This window comes from Anaerotruncus colihominis (assembly GCF_010206195.1).
Taxonomy (GTDB): Bacteria; Bacillota; Clostridia; order Oscillospirales; family Ruminococcaceae; genus Anaerotruncus; species Anaerotruncus colihominis_A.
In genome coordinates this window covers 1-20,923 of the sequence record NZ_VIQT01000016.1, presented here as the reverse complement: position 1 = coordinate 20,923, position 20,923 = coordinate 1, and the positions used below count along the sequence as shown (strand labels likewise).

Annotated in this window: 17 protein-coding genes and 3 tRNA genes; 8 read left to right on the top strand and 12 right to left on the bottom strand. The window is 54.3% G+C overall.

Going from position 1 to position 20,923, the window contains the following annotated elements; translation table 11 throughout:
* Positions 1–11: 11 nt before the first annotated feature.
* The 5 genes from FMM72_RS11160 to FMM72_RS11140 form a co-directional block, all read right to left on the bottom strand.
* Positions 12–923: a sugar phosphate isomerase/epimerase family protein gene (locus FMM72_RS11160; protein ID WP_160210189.1), complete on the bottom strand. Its 912-nt coding sequence runs from the start codon at positions 921–923 to the stop codon at positions 12–14.
* 40 nt (positions 924–963) lie between these two features.
* Positions 964–1,824 (bottom strand): sugar phosphate isomerase/epimerase family protein, encoded by an 861-nt coding sequence (locus FMM72_RS11155; RefSeq protein ID WP_162221466.1) that lies wholly within the window; start codon positions 1,822–1,824, stop codon positions 964–966.
* 26 nt (positions 1,825–1,850) lie between these two features.
* On the bottom strand, positions 1,851–2,990 hold the full coding sequence (locus FMM72_RS11150) for a Gfo/Idh/MocA family protein (protein WP_160210145.1): 1,140 nt from the start codon (positions 2,988–2,990) through the stop codon (positions 1,851–1,853).
* Between the two features lie 18 nt (positions 2,991–3,008).
* Positions 3,009–4,217 carry an ROK family transcriptional regulator gene (locus tag FMM72_RS11145; protein WP_162221465.1) on the bottom strand — a complete coding sequence of 403 codons (1,209 nt, stop codon included), beginning with the start codon at positions 4,215–4,217 and terminating at the stop codon, positions 3,009–3,011.
* Positions 4,218–4,912: 695 nt separating this feature from the next.
* Positions 4,913–4,988 (bottom strand) — tRNA-Thr (locus FMM72_RS11140).
* A gap of 168 nt (positions 4,989–5,156) precedes the next feature.
* Between FMM72_RS11140 and FMM72_RS11135 the strand changes: the two genes are divergently transcribed.
* Positions 5,157–5,939 carry a type III pantothenate kinase gene (locus FMM72_RS11135; RefSeq protein ID WP_180322918.1) on the top strand — a complete coding sequence of 261 codons (783 nt, stop codon included), beginning with the start codon at positions 5,157–5,159 and terminating at the stop codon, positions 5,937–5,939.
* Between the two features lie 248 nt (positions 5,940–6,187).
* Here the strand turns inward: FMM72_RS11135 and FMM72_RS11130 are convergent, their stop codons facing one another.
* Positions 6,188–6,526: a BofC C-terminal domain-containing protein gene (locus tag FMM72_RS11130; RefSeq protein ID WP_160210142.1), complete on the bottom strand. Its 339-nt coding sequence runs from the start codon at positions 6,524–6,526 to the stop codon at positions 6,188–6,190.
* A gap of 270 nt (positions 6,527–6,796) precedes the next feature.
* Here FMM72_RS11130 and FMM72_RS11125 point away from each other — a divergent pair, with 270 nt between their 5' ends.
* Positions 6,797–9,070, top strand: a complete 2,274-nt coding sequence (locus FMM72_RS11125; protein WP_162221464.1) for a transglycosylase domain-containing protein — start codon at positions 6,797–6,799, stop codon at positions 9,068–9,070.
* A gap of 136 nt (positions 9,071–9,206) precedes the next feature.
* On the opposite strand, the gene FMM72_RS11120 is transcribed toward FMM72_RS11125, so the two are convergent.
* The 4 genes from FMM72_RS11120 to FMM72_RS11105 form a co-directional block, all read right to left on the bottom strand.
* The gene (locus FMM72_RS11120; RefSeq protein WP_160210140.1) at positions 9,207–10,334 is read right to left on the bottom strand and encodes a TRAP transporter substrate-binding protein; all 1,128 of its coding nucleotides are present in this window, start codon (positions 10,332–10,334) and stop codon (positions 9,207–9,209) included.
* A complete protein-coding gene (locus tag FMM72_RS11115; protein WP_162221463.1) occupies positions 10,276–12,144 on the bottom strand; it encodes a DHHW family protein in 1,869 nt (622 codons plus the stop codon). Before FMM72_RS11115 ends, FMM72_RS11120 begins: the two co-directional genes overlap by 59 nt.
* Before the next feature lie 24 nt (positions 12,145–12,168).
* The gene (locus tag FMM72_RS11110) at positions 12,169–13,578 is read right to left on the bottom strand and encodes an MBOAT family O-acyltransferase (protein ID WP_162221462.1); all 1,410 of its coding nucleotides are present in this window, start codon (positions 13,576–13,578) and stop codon (positions 12,169–12,171) included.
* Positions 13,579–13,762: 184 nt separating this feature from the next.
* Complete coding sequence (locus FMM72_RS11105) at positions 13,763–13,984, bottom strand: hypothetical protein (RefSeq protein ID WP_162221461.1); 222 nt, start codon at positions 13,982–13,984, stop codon at positions 13,763–13,765.
* A gap of 111 nt (positions 13,985–14,095) precedes the next feature.
* Between FMM72_RS11105 and FMM72_RS11100 the strand changes: the two genes are divergently transcribed.
* From FMM72_RS11100 to FMM72_RS11090, 3 genes are all read left to right on the top strand, one after another.
* Positions 14,096–14,959 carry a DMT family transporter gene (locus FMM72_RS11100; protein WP_162221460.1) on the top strand — a complete coding sequence of 288 codons (864 nt, stop codon included), beginning with the start codon at positions 14,096–14,098 and terminating at the stop codon, positions 14,957–14,959.
* Between the two features lie 163 nt (positions 14,960–15,122).
* Positions 15,123–15,950: a coenzyme F420-0:L-glutamate ligase gene (locus FMM72_RS11095; protein WP_207710346.1), complete on the top strand. Its 828-nt coding sequence runs from the start codon at positions 15,123–15,125 to the stop codon at positions 15,948–15,950.
* A gap of 83 nt (positions 15,951–16,033) precedes the next feature.
* The gene (locus FMM72_RS11090; protein ID WP_162221459.1) at positions 16,034–17,236 is read left to right on the top strand and encodes an acetate/propionate family kinase; all 1,203 of its coding nucleotides are present in this window, start codon (positions 16,034–16,036) and stop codon (positions 17,234–17,236) included.
* Here the strand turns inward: FMM72_RS11090 and FMM72_RS11085 are convergent.
* Positions 17,215–17,577 (bottom strand): hypothetical protein, encoded by a 363-nt coding sequence (locus tag FMM72_RS11085; protein ID WP_162221458.1) that lies wholly within the window; start codon positions 17,575–17,577, stop codon positions 17,215–17,217. The genes FMM72_RS11090 and FMM72_RS11085 overlap by 22 nt on opposite strands.
* Positions 17,578–17,604: 27 nt before the next feature.
* Positions 17,605–19,647, bottom strand: coding sequence for an ATP-dependent DNA helicase RecG (recG, locus tag FMM72_RS11080; RefSeq protein WP_162221457.1), 2,043 nt, complete (start codon positions 19,645–19,647; stop codon positions 17,605–17,607).
* 451 nt (positions 19,648–20,098) lie between these two features.
* Between recG and FMM72_RS11075 the strand changes: the two genes are divergently transcribed.
* The 3 genes from FMM72_RS11075 (at position 20,099) to FMM72_RS11065 (ending at position 20,832) form a co-directional block, all read left to right on the top strand.
* Positions 20,099–20,174 (top strand) — tRNA-Lys (locus FMM72_RS11075).
* Positions 20,175–20,177: 3 nt separating this feature from the next.
* Positions 20,178–20,253: transfer RNA gene (locus FMM72_RS11070), tRNA-Ala, on the top strand.
* Positions 20,254–20,529: 276 nt separating this feature from the next.
* Entirely contained in the window at positions 20,530–20,832 is a 303-nt protein-coding gene (locus tag FMM72_RS11065) for a helix-turn-helix domain-containing protein (RefSeq protein WP_162221456.1), read from the top strand.
* Positions 20,833–20,923 lie beyond the last annotated feature (91 nt).

Genomic DNA, 20,923 nt, shown 5'->3' with positions numbered 1-20,923 from the left:
TCCCACGCTGTTCACACAAACTGACGCATGTAGCGGTAGCTCTGCTCGATGCCGGATTTCACATCGGCAGGGCTTCCCTCAAAGGCGCGATCCTCCACCTCGATGCAAGCGGGGCCGGCGTAGCCGATGTCGTTGAGGGCCGAACAGAAAGCGCCGAAATCCACGCCGCCCAGGCCGGGCAGCTTGGGCGAGTGCCACAGCGCGGGATGGGAGAAGAGGCCGTACTCATCCAGTTTGTCCTGATAAATTTTGATATCTTTGAAGTGGACGTGGAAGATGCGGTCCCTGAACTCATACAGGGGCTTAATATAAGAGGCGCCCAGCAGATAGGGATGGCTGGGGTCGAAGTTGAGGCCCAGATTCGGCGAGGGAATCAGCTCGAACATTCTGCGCCAGATGTACGGCGTGGAGGCCAGATTGTTGCCGCCGGGCCATTCGTCTTTGGTGTAGTACATCGGACAGTTCTCAATGCCGATGCGCACGCCCTTTTCTTCAGCGTGCTTCACAATGGGCGTCCACACCTGAACATATTTTTCCAGGTTCTCCTCCACGGACTTTGTCCTGTCCTTGCCAATAAAGGTGGTGACCATGTTGACGCCCATGGCAGCGGACGCGTCGATAAGCTTCATCAGGTGGTCCACGGCCACACCGGCGGCTTCCGCGTTGCCGTCCAGGGGGTTGGGATAGTACGCCAGCGAACTGATCGCCACGCCTTTGGCCGCAGCATAATCAGGATAATAGCGCATTTTTTCATTGGTAACGGAGTTGATGTCGATGTGAGTGACGCCCGCGTAACGGCGCAGCGCTTTGCCCACAGGCCAGCAGCATACCTCCACACAGCCGAAGCCCACGCCGGCAGCATAATCAATAACTTCTTCAAACGTCTGGTTGGGCAAAATAGCAGAGACAAGGCCAAGGTTCATCATATGTACAGTCCTCCCTCTCAATGGTCAGCGGGCCGTATCACAGGCCCAATTCATTCAATTTTTCTTTAAGGAAACGGACGGCCAGACGGATATCTGCGCCGGCGTTCCCGCCCACTTCCCGCTCAATGGTCAGATAACCGTTGTAACCGATATCAGCAAGGGCCTGGAGGTACGGATCCCACCGAACCTCGCCCTGGCCCAGAGGCAAATCGCTGAAATAGGTGCTGACAGTGTTCAGCGCCTCGATACCGCCTTCAGCGAAGATACCGTATACCTTCTCGGGGCCGGCGTAGAAATTGCAGCGGCCGTCCTTGGCATGGGTGTGCACAATGGCGCTGCCCGCGGTGTAAACACCTTCCACCTCGTCGTCTCTGGTCACCATCACCAAATTGGCGGGGTCGTAATTGACGCCTATACCCGCTTTGCAGCCGGAAAGGAAATCTATCAGGCGGGGGATGGGTTCGGGACCCGTCTCCACGGCGATGGTGACGCCGTTTTGCGCCGCATAGGCGCCCGCCTCGCAGCAGGCGGACAGCATGTTGGCCCAACGCGCGCTTGTTTTATCCTCGGGCACACGCCCGATGTGGGTGGTGATCACACGACAGTCCAGCGCCAAAGCCAAGTCCACGGTGCGTTTCAAATAATCCACTTTTTCCGGGTTGTCCGCGGCGATCTCAAAGCCGTGGCCCCCCAGTTCGCCGCACAGGGCTGTTACCTCCTGGGCGCAGGCCCGGGCGGTGCTTTTGATTTGGGCGATCTGACCGGCTGTGACTTTGCGCGGGTCCAGCTCGTTCCAGGCATAGATCTGTACGCCCGAAGCGCCGCACTGCTGGGAAGCACGGATGCCGTCCAGCAGCCCCACACCAAACCAGTCCGCCAGGGTACCGATCTTGAACACGGGGCCATTCCTCCTTATTTTTATGGTCAATCCTCTATGCTGACCCAGCGGCGCTCTTTGGCGCTCTGTACGATCTTTTCACACAGCAGCATCTCGCGCCTGCCGTCCTCAAAGGTGGCGTAGTCCTCCGGCTTTCCGCCGGCGATGGCTGCGTAAATCTTTTTGAAATTCTGCTTGAAGGTATCCGGGAAGCCCTCCACATGGCCGCCTGGGTAGCTGATGACGCCACGGGTACCGTCGTCCAGGATGGAAGGGTCCTTCACCAACTCGCCGTTATCGCGCTCGCGCCGGCCGATCCACAGGGCGTTTGAATTCTCGGAGTCCCAGTGCATGGAACATTTGGAACCAGCCACGGAGACCACCATCTGGTTTTTACGCCCCGCAAACACCTGGCTGATGTTACAGCTGGCATGGCCGCCGTTCTTGAAATGGAACAGCACGGTAGCCCAGTCCTCGGTTTGGATAGGCACCTCGGCGTAATCTTCGGGCCGCAGGGCCATACCGGAATATGTCTCGATGGGTTTCAGGGGCTTTTTGCGCGTTTTGTGGAAGATGGCAAAGTCCGCCAGTACCTCAGTGACGCGCTGGCCAGTGATGTACTCCACCAGGTCCACCCAGTGGGAGCCTATATCTGCGAAGGCGCGGGAAGCGCCAGTGGCTTCGGGCTCCAGGCGCCAGCTGTAGTCGGTGTCCAGGAACAGCCAGTCCTGTAGGTAACCCCCATGCACGGTGTAGATATCGCCCACTTGGCCTTTTTTCACCATCTGGCGCATCTGGAAAGCCATAGGGTAGAAACGGCAGTTGAAGTTCATGGCGTTGACAAGGCCCTTCGCCCGGGCAGCGGCAGTCAGCTTTTCAGCTTCCTCTACGGTACAGGTCATAGGCTTTTCGCATACCACGTTCACGCCGTGTTCCATGGCATACATGGCAATCTCAAAATGGGTGTTGTTGGGCGTGCAGATGTGCACGCAGTCCAGCCGCTCGTTATCAATCATCGCTTTATAGTCGGAATAGGCCCCAGGAACGAACAGGGACTTGGCCTTTTCCTCGACGCCATCAAAATCCGTGATAGCTACGACCTCCACATTTCCCAGGCGGCGCAGCTGTTCGATGTGGACAGCGCCGATGAAGCCGACCCCCACGACGCCCGCTCTCAACAGTTCCATTGTTTCATTCTCCTTTCTTTATCGCAAGAATAGCTTTCCGGTAAGGTTTTCTTCAAACCGGTAATGCACATCAATAAAATACCGCGCCGCGCCGGCAAACTGGGCGTGCTTGGGCAGGCGGCTGTACTGCAGTTCACAGGAACTGACAAACTCTCTGAAGCTGCAGGCGGTGATGTGCTCCTGCAGCCGCTCAAAGAAATAATTTCCCAGCAGACGGGCCTCGCCGCCGATCACGCACTTGCGCACATTATACAAGGTGATAAAATTGCTCAGCGCGAAAGCCAGATCCCCGGCCATGGAGTCCGCCATGCGGCAAACCTGCGGCTGGCCCTCATCGGCCGCCCTGCCCACTGTCTGGTAGGTGAAAGCGCCGAACGCCTCAATCTCCCCGGCGGTCATGAATTCCCGCGCGCGCTCAGCCAGCACGCTTTCGCCGATGCGGCGCTCCAGGCAGCCGCGGTTACCGCAGCGGCACAGCGCGCCGTCCCGCACCACAGAAAAATGGCCGAACTGGGTGGTCATACCGTTGGCGCCCCGCAGCATCTTGCCTCCGGAGAACATCACAGCGCCCACCCCGCCGGAAAGGTTGACAAAAATAGACGATTCGTCATCCAGAAAGCCCTTGCTCATCTCCGCGTATGCATAGCAGGCCGTGTCGTTGAACATGGCCATGGGCACGTTCGGGATGGCGGCGCGCAGGCGGCGTACCACCCACTCGCCCGCCTGTACCGGCAGCACGCTGGAGAACACGCGTTTCTGGCAGGGGTCGATAATGCCGGGCACGATGATACACAGAGCCAGCACGCGCGGCTTGTGCTCATCTGCACACAGAGCCGCACACAGGGCGCGGTAGCCGTCGGCGATCTGCGCCGCATAGTCCTGGCCCGGGTCAAACATTTTTTCGCGGAAATTTTTGACTGTGCCGCCCAAGCCCACGCTTGCAATCTGCAGCTTTGACCGCAGCCAGTTAACCACCGCCACCACATTGCCTTCGTCGTTCACACGCAGGCTGTTGGGTTTGCGTCCCTGGCGTCTGGTTTGCGCGGCGCCTGCGTCCAGTAGGAAACCCGCGTCCAACAATTCCTCCACCAGTGTGGAAACGGTCGTCTTGCTCAGCCGGGTGAGCGAGGCAATGTTGGTGCGCGAGATCCCTTCGTTGTCGGCCACCAGGGTATAGATCTGTTTGAGGTTGGTCTGTTTGATGAGCTGCTGGCTCAGGACTTTCAAGATCCATACCCCCTTTTGCATTAGTTAGTTCAGTGGCCGTACAATAAACTGGTCTAATTATACTGGTTTTCAGCAGCATTGCAACGGCTATTTGATAAATTTGTATCAATCCACAAGGTTTTTTGAATTTTTTGTGCAATGTCACTTTATAATAAAACGGTTGCAATTGCGTAAAATCATTCTTATTTGCAAGGCAAACGAATCATTTGTCAGCCTTTTGCCTCACCCGTACCGCACGGCTTCCTCAAAGAAAACAAGCCCACGGCAGATCGGGAGATACACCGCGGGCTTGTTTTTTCAACGATATAGAATTTATTTTTCTTAGGGCTTGTTTGAAAATAGAGAAATTGCCGAATTTTTCGCAAGCGGCAGGAGAACGCAAGGCAAAAAAAGCAGGAATCCTTCCGGATTCCGAGGCTTTTTAACGCGGCGTCCGCCGCTGTTTGTAGAAAAAGACGGTAATTTTGATTTTTCAAACAGCCCCTAAGCCGCCTGATGCAAAATCCACGCCTCTTCCGCACCGATCTTTACGGTAAAAACCGGAAAGTTAAACTCTTCCGATTCTCCATTTTGGTATATTTTGATCCACACATGTGATCATTGCCACGAGCAGGCGCCCCGGCCGGTCAGAGACGCAACGCACACGAGACGCGCGGCAGAAGATAACAAAAAACCCCACCCGAATGGATGGGGTTTGGAGCTAGTAGTCGGACTCGAACCGACGACCTGCGCATTACGAATGCGCTGCTCTACCAACTGAGCCATACTAGCGTTTGATCTTAACGACGCTTAAATAGTATATCATTAAACAGCTTGTCCGTCAATAGATTTCATATGGATTCCAAAAAATTTTTTCAAAGATTTTCCGTTTTTTTGTTGACGAACAGCCGGACGGGCTTTATACTGATTGCAGCTATCAAGCTTACGGGAGGTCGCGCAATGCTGCTTACAATCGATATCGGCAACACCAACATCGAATTCGGTCTGTTTAAAGGCCCGGATATCATTGGATCGTTCCGGCTTGGGACCAATCACAACATCACCTCCGACGAGGTCGGACTGTTTACAGCGCAATTTTTCCGCGAGAACGATTTTGACCGCCGCACAGTAAAGGATATCGTGATCACTTCTGTCGTCCCACAGGTCATGCATTCCATTGTGAACGCTGTGAAAAAGTATTTTTACAACAAAACCCCGCTTGTGGTGGGCGACAATCTGCCGCTGGCGATCGAAAACCGCTATGACCAGCCCAAAGAAGTCGGCGCGGACCGATTGGTTGCCGCAATCGGCGGGTATCATAAATATGGCGGGCCTCTTGTCATTGTCGATTTCGGCACGGCCACCACGTTTGACGCCGTCGATCAAAGCGGGGCTTATCTGGGCGGCGCGATCTTCCCCGGCATCCGGATCTCGATGGGCGCGCTGTTTGATAAAACAGCCAAGCTGCCCCGCGTCGAGCTTGTGCGCAAGGACAGCGTCATCGGGCGCAATACGGTTTCCAGCTTACAGGCCGGCGCCTTTTTTGGATATGCGGGCGCAGTGCTCAACATTGTAAATACCATGAAGCAGGAGCTGGGCGGCAGCGCGCAGGTGATCGCCACGGGCGGCCTTGCAAGCCTGCTGGCGGCGGAAACCGGCGTTTTTAAATGCGTCGACCGCACGCTGACGCTTGACGGGCTTTATATTATCTATCAGCAATATCTCCAGGGCAGCCGTCCGTAAACGAGAAAAAAGAGGCTGTCAAACGACAGCCTCCCGAGAGAAAGAGAGCGCACACCCGGGTTGATCAGACCCGCTTTAAAACTGATTTTTCAGGAGGGCTTTCCCCAAAGCCGACCATGTTTATATTATAGAATACCGGCGGCGCGATTTCTTCCCTTTTCGATTACAAAACAGTTACAATCCGGTTACAAACACCCTTGCAATCGTTACAAAATGGTAACACGCCGCCCAAAGCGCGCCAACACGCTCTAACTGATATAGTCCTCGATCATGGAGGTCAATTCATCGTACGTTTTCACACGGATTCCGCGGGAAAGCTGTTCCTGGTCAAGCTCCGGCAGTGTGCGCACATACACGTCAAACACCAGTTCCGGCTGTACGAGGTCGTCTGTAAAAACCGCCAGCTTGCCCTCATAGGCGCGCAGCAGATACGGATAGTTCGACGGGTCCTCTGAAACGGCCTGCTCGGACGCGCCTGAGGGCGTCATTACAGAAGGCGTCTGCGGCGGCAGGGCGTATACCACGCCGATGGTGATCAGTGATACGGCGATCACCCCGATCAGGGTGAGTAAAATTGCATTGCGCATAAGAGTCCCTCCGGTCAGAATCGGCGCGGCCGCTGCGGCCGGTTTGGCGCCGCCGCGGCAAAAAAATTTTTTCGCCGTGGATTCGTTTACAATATTTTTGGCACTATTAAGGTAAAATATGCATATACGTCCCAATCACACATGAATTTGTGGGCATATTTTCGTTTAAAAATCAGTAACACTTTGCACGGGAAATGTGGTATACTATAAGTTATGTAATTCTAAAAAATGGCCAGCATGGTGTTTAGATAGGCAAAGGAGGCTTCTAATTTGAGTTCACGCAAAGAGCGTTCCGTCGGCCGGATCATTGGCGGTACCTTCGCCAATATCGGCCGTGTGATTGCCGCACTGATTATGGTGGGCATCATCACAGGCTGTATCATCGCCTGCGTGCTGACGGTCTATATCCTGCGTTATGTCAACTCGGACGATCAGGTCAGCCTTGACAACATTGACATGCGTTATACCACCATCCTTTATACCGAGGAAACCGACCCTGAAACAGGCGATTATGTGGAGCTTCAGCGGCTTCAGACCATTGAAAACCGCATCTGGGTCGACTACGATCAGATCCCCCGCCACATGATTGACGCGGCGGTCGCGATCGAGGACAAGCGCTTTTGGGAACACAACGGCGTTGACTGGAAGCGCACGTTCGGCGCATTCGTCAATATGTTTGTTCCCATTTATCCGACTCAGGCGGGCGGTTCGACGATCACGCAGCAGCTCATCAAAAATATCACTGACGACGACGCTGTCAACGTGCAGCGCAAAGTGCGCGAGATTTTCCGGGCGCTCAACCTCTCCAAACGTTATTCCCGCGAACAGATTCTGGAGGCTTACCTCAACACAATTTACTTCAACAACGGCTGCTATGGCGTTCAGGCTGCCGCCAACGTCTATTTTGGCAAGGATGTTTCCGAATTGTCCGTAGCGGAATCGGCTTCGATCATCGGTATCACAAACGCACCCGGCGCATACAACCCGTTTACCAACCCTGAGAACAACAAAAAGCGTCAGGAGGATATCCTGTATGCGATGTTTGAGCAGGGGTATCTGACGCAGCAGAAGTATGACGGCGCCGTTGCGGAGAAGCTTGTGTTCACGCCGCAGGCGGCTATTGACCGTGTCAATCCGGTTTACAGCTATTTTACCGATTACGTGATCGAACAGGTCATTTCGGATTTGATGGAACAGTACGGCTTTGATTACCAGGTCGCGCAGCAGATGGTTACAAGCGGCGGACTAAGGATCTATACAACAGTCGACACTGATATGCAAAATTATGTCGAGGATTTTTACAGCGATGTCAAAAATTTCCCGACTGTCACAAACCAGGGCGAATATCCACAGTCAGCCGCTGTAATCCTTGATACCAACGGCAAAATTCTGGCGCTGGCCGGCGGTATCGGCGAGAAGAAAGGTATGCGCGAATACAGCCGCGCGACCGATGCGTATCGTCAGTGCGGTTCGGCGATCAAGCCGATCTCCGCTTATCTCCAGGCGATTGAAACAGATATGTACACCTGGTCGTCCAAAATTGACGACAGTCCGATTGACCTGGGCGGCGGGCACATTCTCGTTAACCACTATATGTCCTATCTTGGCCCGATCACAGTTGACGAGGCAATTCAGCGGTCGACCAACACGGTCCCTGTCAAGATCATCCAGCAGATTACGCCGAAGATCGCTTTTGATTTCATGCACGATAAACTCGGCATGACCTCGCTTGTAGACCGTCTTGTGACGCCATGGGGCGTCGCTTCGGATATCGACGTATTCCCGATGGCGCTCGGCGGTCTGACAAACGGCGTCACCCCGCTCGAAATAGCGGGTGCTTATCAGATTTATGCGAACGGCGGTTATTTCACTCAACCATATGCCTATACGCAGGTGCTTAACGCTGACGGCGATGTGCTGCTCACGCGTGACACCACGCCGCGCCGGGTCATCTCGCCTGAAACGGCCACCATCGTCAACCGCCTGATGCAGCGCGTTACGACCGGGCCTTACGGGACCGGCGGCGCTGCGCCGTTTAATCAGGCCAGCTATCCGGTCGCCGGCAAAACAGGCACGACCGACGACGATAAGGATCAGTGGTTTATGGGGATCACACCATACTATGTCACAGCGATCTGGATGGGTTACGACGAGCCGGAACGAATCCGGTATGTCGGCGTCCCCTATCCGCCGCCGGTTCTCTACAAATCGCTGATGAGGCCGCTTCATGAGGGCCTTGAGCCAAAGCAGTGGCCGGTCTGGGGCGATGTGCAGCAGGCGACCTACTGCACCACCTCCGGCGATCTGGCTGGCAGCAGTTGTCCTACCACTGCCGTGGGCTGGTATAAAACATCGAACGTGCCGCCTGTATGCACCACCTGCGACGCAGCGATTGCCGAGGATCTTGGAGGCAGGCCGGGCCGTGACGACAAGGATAAGGATTTTGATCCCGGCAAGCCGGATTATGAGCAGGGCGACAGCAGTGACAGCCGCCGCATTCGCCCTCCCTCGAGCGGGTTGACCATCCGTGATGAAGATGAATAAAAAAAGGATCCGCCAGTGGCGGATCCTTTTTTTATAGATTGCGGAGCAATCTATAAAAAATTGGCCATCCACGTTGTCCCTAGCGCGGATGGCCGGTTGACTCAAATAACAGCTGTCAGGAGCTTCAAAAATCATCTCAAGAAAGCGTTGCGTATGATTCGATCAAATCATACAGCCGCCGGTCAAAATATGCCGGCAGGGCTACCGCGCGTTCTGCTGTGCCATCGTAGAGCGCAGCGGCAATCTGCGCGCGCTCCGGTTCAACAAGCAGCATCCCTTCCCGCTCCGACGCATCGACGGCTGCCTGCTCCGCCGCAATAAACCGCTCTTCCAGTTCCGCGAGCAAGCCTGCGCACGCTTCAGCCAAAACGGCCTGCTCATAGCTTCCAAGACGGTTTACAGCGCCTGTATTCGCAGTTAGCCAGAGCGGCGAACAGGTGTGAAACGACTTGATCAGATAAAGGGTGTTTGGATCGGCGCCAATCTGCGCAAGCTGAGACGCCTCCAGTTCAACCGTACCGATTGTAACCGTCCGCGGCGTTGTCTGCCCACCCGGTGGCAAATATTGAGTCTGCGTGTCGAAAGCTGCTGGGATCGCATTTCTTGAATACGGCACAACCTGCGCGCCAAGCGCGCCGAGCAGTGCTAATTTATCGGCGCTGTCGGTTCGCATGGCGATTGGAAGATCACGGAAGTCATCGGGAGTTCGCATCTCGCTTGCATCGCTGACAAAAAAGAGTCCGCCTGTATAAAGCGCCGTCAGGACGCTGACGCCCTGTGGAGCAATCGCTTCATTCACATATGCGCGCACATCCTGAGCGTTCAGCGCAAGGCTCATATGACGGTTATCATCGTATAAAAACGGCAGCGTAAACATAGAAAACAGCGAATTGGTTCGTGCCAGCTGCGTATTGCGCAACAACATCAGTTCTGCGTCGCCGCGTGCCAGAGCGCCGAATTCAGCGCGGCCTGTGCGCACATCGATCGTCAGGCTGCCGCCGCTTACACGCGCCACACGGTCGGCGAAAGCGTCGGCCGCGGCGAGCATATCCGCGCCCAGGCCGTCGCCAACTATGAAGCGCAGCGTTTGCGTTGTTTGTCCAGGCCCCGACGGCTGCGCAGGTGCGGAGGAGCAGCCGCAAAGCTGCGATGCACACAGCACGCCGGCCAATAACACGCGCCGCAGACGTTTCACTGGATCTCCCTTATTTTTCACTGCGGGCGCGCAGGCGGCGCGACCGTTCGATGTCATCCATTTCCTCATACAGTTCGTCCTCCTGCCCGTCCGCCTGCTCATCCTTCTGCGAATCCGTCTGCTCGTCCTCCTGCGAATCCGTCTGCTCGTCCTCCTGCGAATCCGTCTCCGGCTCGGAGGCAACCGGCTCCTGCGGCGGCACATATGTTTGTGGAGGTATGTACGGCACCTCCGGCACAGCCGGCGGCGTCTGCGGGACAGAGGACTCATCCGGCGGCTGTGTGGAAGGTTCCTGCACATCCGGTATGGACTCGGACGGCGTCTCCGGCGGCTGTGCGGGCGGCGCGACATAGACGCCCTGGTGACGCATGTTATCGATGCACTGGATATGATACGGCGTGCAGGCCGCGAACGAATTGTTCGCGAAGATCAGCTCATTGATGCCGTTTTGCTTGATAAAATCAATTGCGCCAAGCTCAAAGTAACGCTGATCGACAATATATACTTCATCATAATGATTGATCAAAAACGGCGCGAATGCGTTGCCGAACGACTCCTTAACGACCATGATCCTGCGGCCGTTGCCGATGCCTGTTTTCACCTTGACAAGCGGGAAATCGCCATGCAGGAATACGGAATAGCTGTTCGGGCTTTTTGCATATTCGCCCCAAAGCGTCCAGTTAACCGGCGTATACGGCGCGCCACGGTCATACCTCTGGGCTGTATAGGACTGGTCAAAGATATAGTAATCGACATAATCCGGATGCTTGAGCAGGGTCGTATCCTGTGTCTGCGCGTACATGGTGCCGATGAAATCATCGAGGCGCCGCGTCTCAAAGTCGCTGATTTGCAGCGGTGTGACGCCGGCCTGCGCGCAGAAGGCGACATATGCATAATAGGCCCCAAGCCCTGTCCAATGATGGTCCGTGCGGAAATAGATATATTCATCAGAATGCTCTTGAAGCAGCGAATATGCATCCACACGCTTGATCTGCGGATCGAGCTGGCCATAGATATAATCGATCATATCCTTTTGCGACTGGGTAAGCTCGCGGTATTTGTCCGGCACATAAAATTCGATCGCCGTTGGGATCACCATATCATAGATGCGCACGCCGGGCAGCTCACTGTGATACTTGTTGATCGTCTCGGCGTACCATGCGCCGTTCTCACGCAGGCCTCCGAACAGCGACATAGCCATCCCCTTATACACAAACGTGCCGTTGTTGATCGCGCCCGGCCCCATACCGTCGTCGATCACCGCATGATCGTGATTCGGGTCGACCTGCGGCACAAACGGCTCCGACTGCTCATCCCGGCCGGACGAAGCGTCGTCACTGGAAACAGCCGCATTCTGTTGGCCGTCACGCGGCTGCGCCGGCGGCACCGGGGCGCCGGTCGAAGCGTCGGGCGGAATATCCTGCGTCTCACCGCCGGATGGGGCGACGATACGCACATCGTCAAAGCGCACGCCGCGTGATTCGTCCACAACAGCCGACAAGCCGACAAACGCGTCGCGCAGCGGAAATGTGTCCGCATACCAGGTTTCAACATCGCGCGTTAAGCCGCCGGAAAAAAGCGCCTTGGCCGAAACAGCCGGAAATCGCGCGAGGTCACGCTTTTCAATCACTGAACGGACAGGCTTTTCCAGGAAAAGAGAAGCGAGAAAAAACAGGGCCAGCGCGCAGCCGATCACAGCAATATTGATCCAGCCGAGACGCCGCAGCTGCTCCGGGGTAAATTTGCGGCGCAGGCGCTCATAATAATCCGTCCGCTCCTCTCCAGGATCGGGCGCACGGGCTACATCCAGCTTATCCGCGGGGCTGTAGCGATATTGATACCGATAATGTTTTGTCAATTTATACAGATTGTATTTCATTTCAAGCTCCTCCAGGGCGATCAATCAGAAACGATAGTACAAAAACGGATTGTAACTTTGGCCAACCAGCTGCGCTGTACTGACCAGCAGCAAGACCAGATTCAAAAGCGGCTGAAGTCCAAGCAGCACGGCGGCCTTTTCCGGAGACAGGCGGTCGGAGAGAAACTGGCGAATCCACTTGATAATCGGAATGCAGAATACCGCGGCCAACAGGAACCAAAAGATGTTGTTGAGCAGCGTAATTTGCGTGCCGCTGTCCCACAGGCGGTTGCCGGCCAGCCCAAACATGGCCCGCAGATATCCGCCGAGCTGATCGAGATCAGTAAAGTAAAAAACAACCCAGCCGATAAGCGTTAAAAACAACAGGTAAACATGGCTGAACGCCGCCGGAATACGCCGCAACCATTCCCCCAGAAAAGCGCGTTCCAGCATGATGAACACGCCGTAAAACAGTCCCCAGAGAATAAAATTCCAGGAGGCCCCGTGCCACAGCCCGGTTAAAAACCACACGATAAACAGATTGCGGTAGGGATGGCTCTGGTTTCCGCCGAGCGGGATATAGACATAGTCGCGAAAAAAGCTGGACAGCGAAATATGCCAGCGCCGCCAGAATTCGGCCACGGAGCGCGCGATATATGGATAATTGAAGTTTTCCTTATAGTGAAAGCCGAACATACGTCCAAGGCCGATGGCCATATCGGAATAGCCCGAAAAATCATAATAAATCTGTAGGGTAAACAGCGCCGCGCCAAACCATGCCGCGCCAACCGAAAGGTTCGCCGGCGCGGCCGCCATATAGGTGTCGGCGAGGCTGCCGGCCGCGTTGGCAACGAGCACTTTTTTTGCAAGCCCGAACACAAAGCGCGTCAATCCCTCCGAAAAGCCGGCCGCGTCCACAGTGCGGCTGCGGATTTCGCGTGCAACATCGGCGTAGCGCACAACCGGGCCCGCTACAAGCTGGTGATACATGGATAAATATAACAGATAGTAAACCGGATTTGACTGCGCTTCGGTATCGCCGCGGTAAACATCGACCACATAGGAAATCGTCTGAAAGGTATAAAAGGAGATACCGATCGGCAGTGCGAAAGCTGGCACGCCAAAGGATGTGCCCAGCAGATCGTTGACCGTCCGCACAATGAATCCGCTGTATTTGAAGCTGCCCAGCAGCAACAGGTTCAGCGCCAGCGACGACGCCACAGCCGCCTTGGCCATCCATGTCCCGCGGAAACGGTCGATGAGCCGACCGTGCATATAGTCAAACGCCGCCGATGTCAACAGCAGCATAAACCAGACCGGCTCCCCCCAGGCGTAAAAGACAAAGGAGAAGGCCACCAACACAAGATTGCGATAAACAATGCGCTTTGAGAGAAAGTAAAGGATCAGGTTGAGTGGCAGAAACAGGTAGATAAACAGTAAATTGGCGAATACCATCAGGCGCTCCTCAAAATACAATATTAGCGGCGGCTTGAAAATCGAAAGCCCCGTTTCTTTCTATGATCGGGCATTTCCGGTTTTCAAAATAGCGTTGGCCGTCCGCACCCGGCCATGGAGCTTGTTTCAAATGGAAAGGGCTTACCCCTTCCCTTCAAACAAGCTCTTGATCACATATATTTTATTATACACTTTTTTCCCGCAGAATAAAGCCTATTTTTCCTCGGCGGACTTGTAATTTTTGCTTTTTTGCGTTACTATATGGAATATTATCCCGGCACAATGCCGCTGTGCCAAAAAATGGGATTGTTGACAAACCAAGCTGTGCCGAAAACGAGAGCGGTTTTTTCGGCGGATAAAACAAAAAAACGCAGGAATCCTTTCGGATCCCCAGGCTTTTTAACATGGCGTCCGCCACTGTTTGCGGAAAAAGACGGGAATTTTGATTTTCAAACAGCCCCTGGGTGGGGCGACTTTGTCAACGGCTCAAAGTATACCAAAGACGGAGTGATTTTACTTGCAGCAAGCTGCCCAAAAACGAGCTATCCTTTTGATGGTCATCTGCTCCACGCTATGGAGCATCGCCGGTATTTTTATCAAGCTGATCCCCTGGAACGCGCTGGTTATCGCCGGATGGCGCAGCCTGATTTCAGCGGGGTGCGTCGTCGTCTATATGCGCGCGGCGCGGCTGCGCGTGCGTGTGAACCGCACGTCGCTTGTGTGCGGCGTCTTTCTTGCGCTGACTTTTTTGGCGTTCGTCTCCGCCAACAAGCTGACCACCGCCGCAAACGCGATTGTGCTCCAGTTCACCGCGCCTGTGTTCATACTCATTCTGTCGGCGCTTGTATTTCGCCAGCGGTTCGCCCGTGCCGACGTTGCCGCTGTGCTGCTCACCATGTGCGGTATTGCGTTGTTTTTCCTTGACCAGCTCTCGCCCGGCAGCCTGCTTGGCAATATCGTCGCCATCGGCGCGGGGCTTTCCATGGCGGTCATGTATATTGCCACAGGCCGCGCCGACGAGGAAAGCCGCATGAACGGCATCCTGATCGGCCATTTGTTCACGGCGGCTGTCGGTGTTCCCTGCATGTTCCTGTTTGATACGCCCGTTTCAACGCCAGCGGTCCTGAGTATTCTCGCGCTTGGCATCGTTCAGCTTGGTATCCCCTATGTTCTCTACGGCATCGCAGTCAAAGACTGTCCGCCTCTTGTCTGCTCATTGATCGGCGCGCTCGAGCCGCTTTTAAACCCTGTATGGGTATTCCTCTTTACAGGTGAACGGCCCGGCCTATTCGCCCTCATTGGAGGCGCAGTCGTCATTGTGACCATCACGGCCTGGTGTGTCCAGCGCGACCGTGCGGGCGCGGCCGGAAAAACCGTCTGATCAGACGGCGCGGCACGTATTTCCCTTTGACGGGGGAAGTAAAAAGTTGTATAATTTTGGAGGGAGATTGCACAATAGAAAAAGACTGCTCCCAAAACGGCCTGAATCCATTTTGATCAACATGTCTCATCGACGAAGTTTATAAAGGTAGGGATTGTAAAACATGCCGAACGAAACAAACGACGTACAAGCTGTAAACGAAACACCAGCGGCGCCCACAGCCGATGCGGCCGCTGCCGGGCCGGACACACAGGAAACCGCCGCACCGGACGCTGCGCAGCAGACAGAAAGCCCCGGAGGGTATGTCGTCAATCCGGAAAAGAATGAAACCATCGAGGTCGACGGCGTCCAGTACCGCCGCCTGTGCATCAAAACACATGTCATCACCGACAAGGACAACATCGTCGACGTTGTGGAAAAATACGCCGCCCCGCTTGTTCAGGATGGCGATATTGTATTCATCACAGAAAAGGCGGTCGCCTGCACACAGCGGCGCGCCATTCCCCTGGAGGACATCCACCCGCGCCCGCTCGCGCGGTTTTTAAGCAAATTCGTTTTGCGCACGCCATACGGCATTGGGCTTGCCATGCCTGAAACAATGGAATGTGCCCTGCGTGAATGCGGTACTATCCGCATTTTGTTCGCCGCCGCCGTCTCGGCTGTCGGAAAGCTGTTTGGTATCCGGGGCTGGTTTTACAACATCGCCGGATATCGCGCGCGCAGCATCGACGGCCCGTGCGAATTCACACTGCCGCCCTATAACCACTATGTTGTGCTCGGCCCCGACCGCCCCGATGGCGTCGCGTCCGATATTTCACAGCGGTTGGGCGGTACGCAGGTCGCTGTCACTGATATCAATGATCTTGAGGGGCAAATCCTTGGCACCTCCGACAAACGGATGGATCGCGAACTGTTATGCAAGATTCTCAAGGACAATCCGCTCGGCCAGTGCAGCGAGCAAACTCCAATGGGCATTATCCGGCGCGTTTGATGCACCGGATACATACAGTTGGTAATTTTTTATTCACAGTAAACATTTTGTAAACCGCAAAAAAAGAAAAGGAGCCATATGGGATGGATAATGTATTCGTAGTCAACGCAGGCAGCTCGACCCTCAAATACCAGCTCATCAATATGGAAAATGAAAGCGTGGTCGCATCGGGTAACTGTGAGCGCATCGGCATCACCGGCGGTATCATCACCTACAAATACGGGGACGGCCAAAAAAAGGTGATCAATATTGATCTGCCCACACATAAGGCCGCGCTCGATCACGTGGTTGAGCTGCTCATGAACGGTGAAACAAAGGTTATCGAAAGCATGGACGACATCGTTGCCGTCGGGCACCGTCTGGCGCTGAGCCTGTCCATGTCCAACGAGATCACCCCCGAGGTTATGAAGGACATTGAATCGACCCGTGACATGTTCCCGCTGCATCTTCCCGCGATGGTGACAGGCGTACATGCGTGCGAGCAGACCTTCGCCGGCAAGGTGCAGGTTGCCGTTTACGACAACTCCTTCCATTTGACTATGCCGAAAAAAGCATATATGTACGCTATCCCCTATGAATACTATGAAAAGTACGGAATGCGCCGCTATGGTTATCACGGCACCAGCCACCGCTATGTTTCGTTGCGCCTTGCCAAGCTGCTCGGCAAAAAGCCGGAGGAGCTGAAAATCGTCACCTGCCATCTCGGCAACGGCTCATCTATTTGCGCAATCGACGGCGGTAAATCGGTTGATACGTCGATGGGGTACACGGCGCTGGCCGGCCTGATGATGGGTACGCGCACCGGTGACATCGATCCGTCGCTTCTCCAGCCAATCGCTCGCAAGGAAAATATGACGCTTGACGAAGTACATAACATTATCAATAAAAAGTCCGGTATGCTCGGCATTTCTGGCGTATCGAGCGACGACCGCGACATCCAGCAAGCAGCACGCGGCGGGAATGAACGCGCCGCGCTCGCGCTGGAGATGCGCGCCTATCAGATTCAGAAGTTCATCGGCTCCTATACAGCCGCGATGAACGGCATTGACGCGCTGATATTTACCGGCGGCATCGGCGAGCATTCCGCCGACGTGCGCGCGGGCGTCTGCAAGAACATGGATTTCTTTGGCATCAAGCTTGACGAGGCGAAAAACGCTGTCTGCACCGGCGCTGAAACCGACCTGTCCGCTCCGGACAGCCGTGTGAAAATCTGGGTCATTCCGACCAACGAGGAGCTTATGATCGCGCGCGACGCTTACGATATTTACCGCTCCAAACACGCCTGAGACATTCCTGCCTTCCAGCCTTTTTGAAAAAAAGGCTTCAGCGAAAAACTTTCCAGCCTTTTTGAAAAAAGGCTTCGGCGAAAAACTTTCCAGCCTTTTTGAAAAAAGGCTTCGGCGAAAAACTTTCCAGCCTTTTTGAAAAAAGGCTTCGGCGAAAAACTTTCCAGCCTTTTTGAAAAAAGGCTTCGGCGAAAAACTTTCCAGCCTTTTTGAAAAAAGGCTTCGGCGAAAAACTTTAATCGGCTGCGCCGCAAACAGAAGGTCCGGCGCAGTGTGAAAAAAGTTTTGTCTGTTGTGCAATGAAACCATGGCGCATCCTGAAAAAAAGGGCCGGTCCACAAAAGCGTACTTTTGTGGACCGGCCTTTTTCAATTCGGGCGTCCTCCGACTGAGTCCATCATGCGCTCGACAGCCGCGCGCAGCGCGGCATGTTCCGGCGCGTCCAGCGCCGGGTCAGCGGCGAGTACATACTCCGCGGCCTCCCGCGCCTGTGTAACGGCGTCCGCATCCGTGACAAGGTCCGCGATGCGCAAGCGCGGCAGGCCATGCTGCTCCTGCCCCAGAAAATTGCCCGGCCCGCGTGTTTTCAAATCATATTCAGCAATCGCAAAACCATCCGATGTCTTGCACATCATCTTCAAACGTTCGATTGTCTCCTCGCTGCGGCTGTCGGACAACAGGATACAATAAGACTGTTCCTTTCCGCGCCCTACACGGCCGCGCAGCTGGTGCAGTTGGCTTAATCCAAAACGCTCCGCATTTTCGATCATCATAATAACCGCGTTTGGCACATCGACGCCCACCTCCACGACCGTTGTTGAGACAAGAAGCTGGATTTCACCGCGCTGGAACGACGCCATAACACGTTCCTTTTCAGACGCTTTCATCCGCCCATGCAGCAGGCCAACTGTATAACCGGTAAACGCACCGCCCGACAAATCCATCATATATTCTGTGGCCGCGCGTAGGCCCATATCCTCCTCCCCGGCTTCAACACGCGGACATACAATATATGCCTGCAAGCCGCGGTCAAGATGTTTTCGGATAAATGCAAACGCCCGCTCCCGTTTGCCGGAGCTGATCTTATACGTCAGAACCGGGCTGCGTCCCGGCGGAAGCTCATCGATCACAGAAATATCCAGCTCGCCGTAAATCATCAGGGCCAGCGTGCGCGGGATCGGCGTCGCGGACATCACAAGCGTATGCGCGCAGCGTCCCTTGCGGCGCAGCTTGGCGCGCTGCGCCACTCCAAAGCAGTGCTGCTCGTCTGTGATCACAAGGCCAAGATTCATAAAATGAACACCCTGCGAAATCAGCGCGTGCGTGCCAAAGCACAGGTCGATTTCTCCAGCTTCCAGCGCATTGTGTACAGCGCGTTTCTGCGCTGGCGTCAATGAGCCGACCAGGAGGGTTGTTTTCATTCCCAGCTTTTCACAAAGCGGTTTCAGACCCTCATAATGCTGACGTGCCAACAGTTCTGTCGGCGCCATCATAGCCGACTGTGCACCCGACAAAAATGCAAAATATGCGCCTGCCGCCGCGACCATTGTCTTACCCGAGCCGACATCGCCCTGTACCAAGCGGTTAGCTGGCGTCGGCTTTTGCAGATCGCCTGTCAGATCAGCGATTGCACGGCGCTGCGCCCCTGTCAATTCGAAAGGCAGCGCCGTATAAAACGCCTCCAGCGAATGCGGTTGCATGGGCGTGGCTTGTTGCGCGCGCGCACGTGTGCGCAACAAGCCCACGCCGGCCGCGAGCATAAATAATTCTTCAAAAATCAGCCGCTGTCTGGCCCGTTCCAGGGCCGCCGTATCGCTTGGGCGATGAATATCACGCACTGCTCGTCCGATCCCTTCCAAACCGTTTCTCACACGCACTGTCTCCGGAATCCGTTCCGGCAGTACGGGAGCGCGCACAAGCGCTTGTCCGACAAGGTTGGCAAACGCCTTTTGCGTCAATCCTTCGGTCAATGGATAGACTGCGATAAACGGCTGATCAGCCCGCTCGGGATAAACAGCAGGCGCACGCATCTCACGGCGCAGAAGCGTCCCTTCCATCCGTCCGTAAAACAAATAAGGCTCGTCTATTTTTAAGGCGTCAACCGTAAACTTTGTATTGAAAAAGGTCAGCTCCAGCACGCCGGAATCATCCGCGACCATCACCTTGTATAGGCACAATCCACCACGCAGACGTGTTTCACGTCCCTTTTTTATAACTGTGGCACGCACCGCGCAGACCTGATCCAATGGCGCGCTCATCACCTCGCACGGGGCTGTCAAGTCGATATAGGCGCGCGGATAATGTAGTAACAAATCCTCTGCTGTCACAATTCCAAGCCTTGCAAGCGCCTGGGCGCGCTGCTCTCCAACGCCGCGCAGCGTTGTTACGGATCTCGCTCCGGCTTCTTCCATCTAGCTGTTCCCCCTCTCCGAATAAATTCATTTTACCGCATCTGCTATATTTTGTCACCACATGTTTTGAAAATTTAACCAGTTGTCTTAGAGCTTGTTTGGAAATAGAGGGATTGCCAGATTTTTTGTAAACAGCCGGAGAATGCAAGGCAAAAAACGCAGGAACCCTTTCGGATTTCTAGGCTTTTTAACGCAGCATCCGCCCCTGTTGGTAGAAAAAGACGGAAATTTTAATCTTTCAAATCGCCTCTAATCCATCCTATCCCTTTTGCATGTATCTGCCCATAGACAGATACCCCAGCTTGCAAGTGTCCGATATCTGGTTTTTCAAATTTACTGTGGACGCCGTAAAAAATCCTAAAAAATTCCCCGGAAATAGTTGACAAGCCTCTATCCTCCTGCTATAATAATTAAGCGTCGTACAGACAACGTGCTGGTCGACTGCCGGGGCGACCCATTAGCTCAGTTGGCAGAGCACTTGACTTTTAATCAAGGTGTCCGGAGTTCGAATCTCCGATGGGTCACCATATGGGGGCGTAGCTCACCTGGGAGAGCGCTTGAATGGCATTCAAGAGGTAGAGGGTTCGATCCCCTTCGTCTCCACCAAACAGTCAAAATCCGAACCCAACGGGTTCGGATTTTGTATTTTTAATTCCACCAAAAGAAAACCAGACGAACACAATGCCAGCCATTTATATGCTTGGCGGGGTGTTCGTTTTGGTTTATCCACCTAAAATTTAAAAAGCCAAAAGTCTATTATACAGATTTTCACTGTATAATAGACTTTTTACATAAAATACTTTAGTGAAAATTTTTATTTTATACTAAAATCCCGAAAGATTCTAAAATAATTGTTAGAATCAAATAAAAAGACGCTTGGCTATGATCAGGATTTTACTGTCCACGCGGCTTGGCGAGCAGAGGTGGACGCAGGCAGATCTTGCAAGGGCTACCGGAATCAGACCCAACACGATTGGAGAACTCTATCATGAGTTTGCCGAACGGGTCAGCCTTGAACATCTCGACTTGATCTGCGAAGCGCTTGGTTGCGAGCTATCAGATCTCATTGTTCGCGAGCCGAATAACGAGGCCAGGAGCAAGAGACGAACCGGCAACCCCTACATACTAAAAAATGAGCCAGTCTCCACCGACCCGGACGTTCAGGCGTCTGGGGCTTTTTTATAGTTCCTCTCCATCAGGCAAAGTGAAGCGAATCTCAACAGAACACCCGAGAGCCTTAGCCAGTTCTCCGATATCCTTTTCGGTAAAATTATCC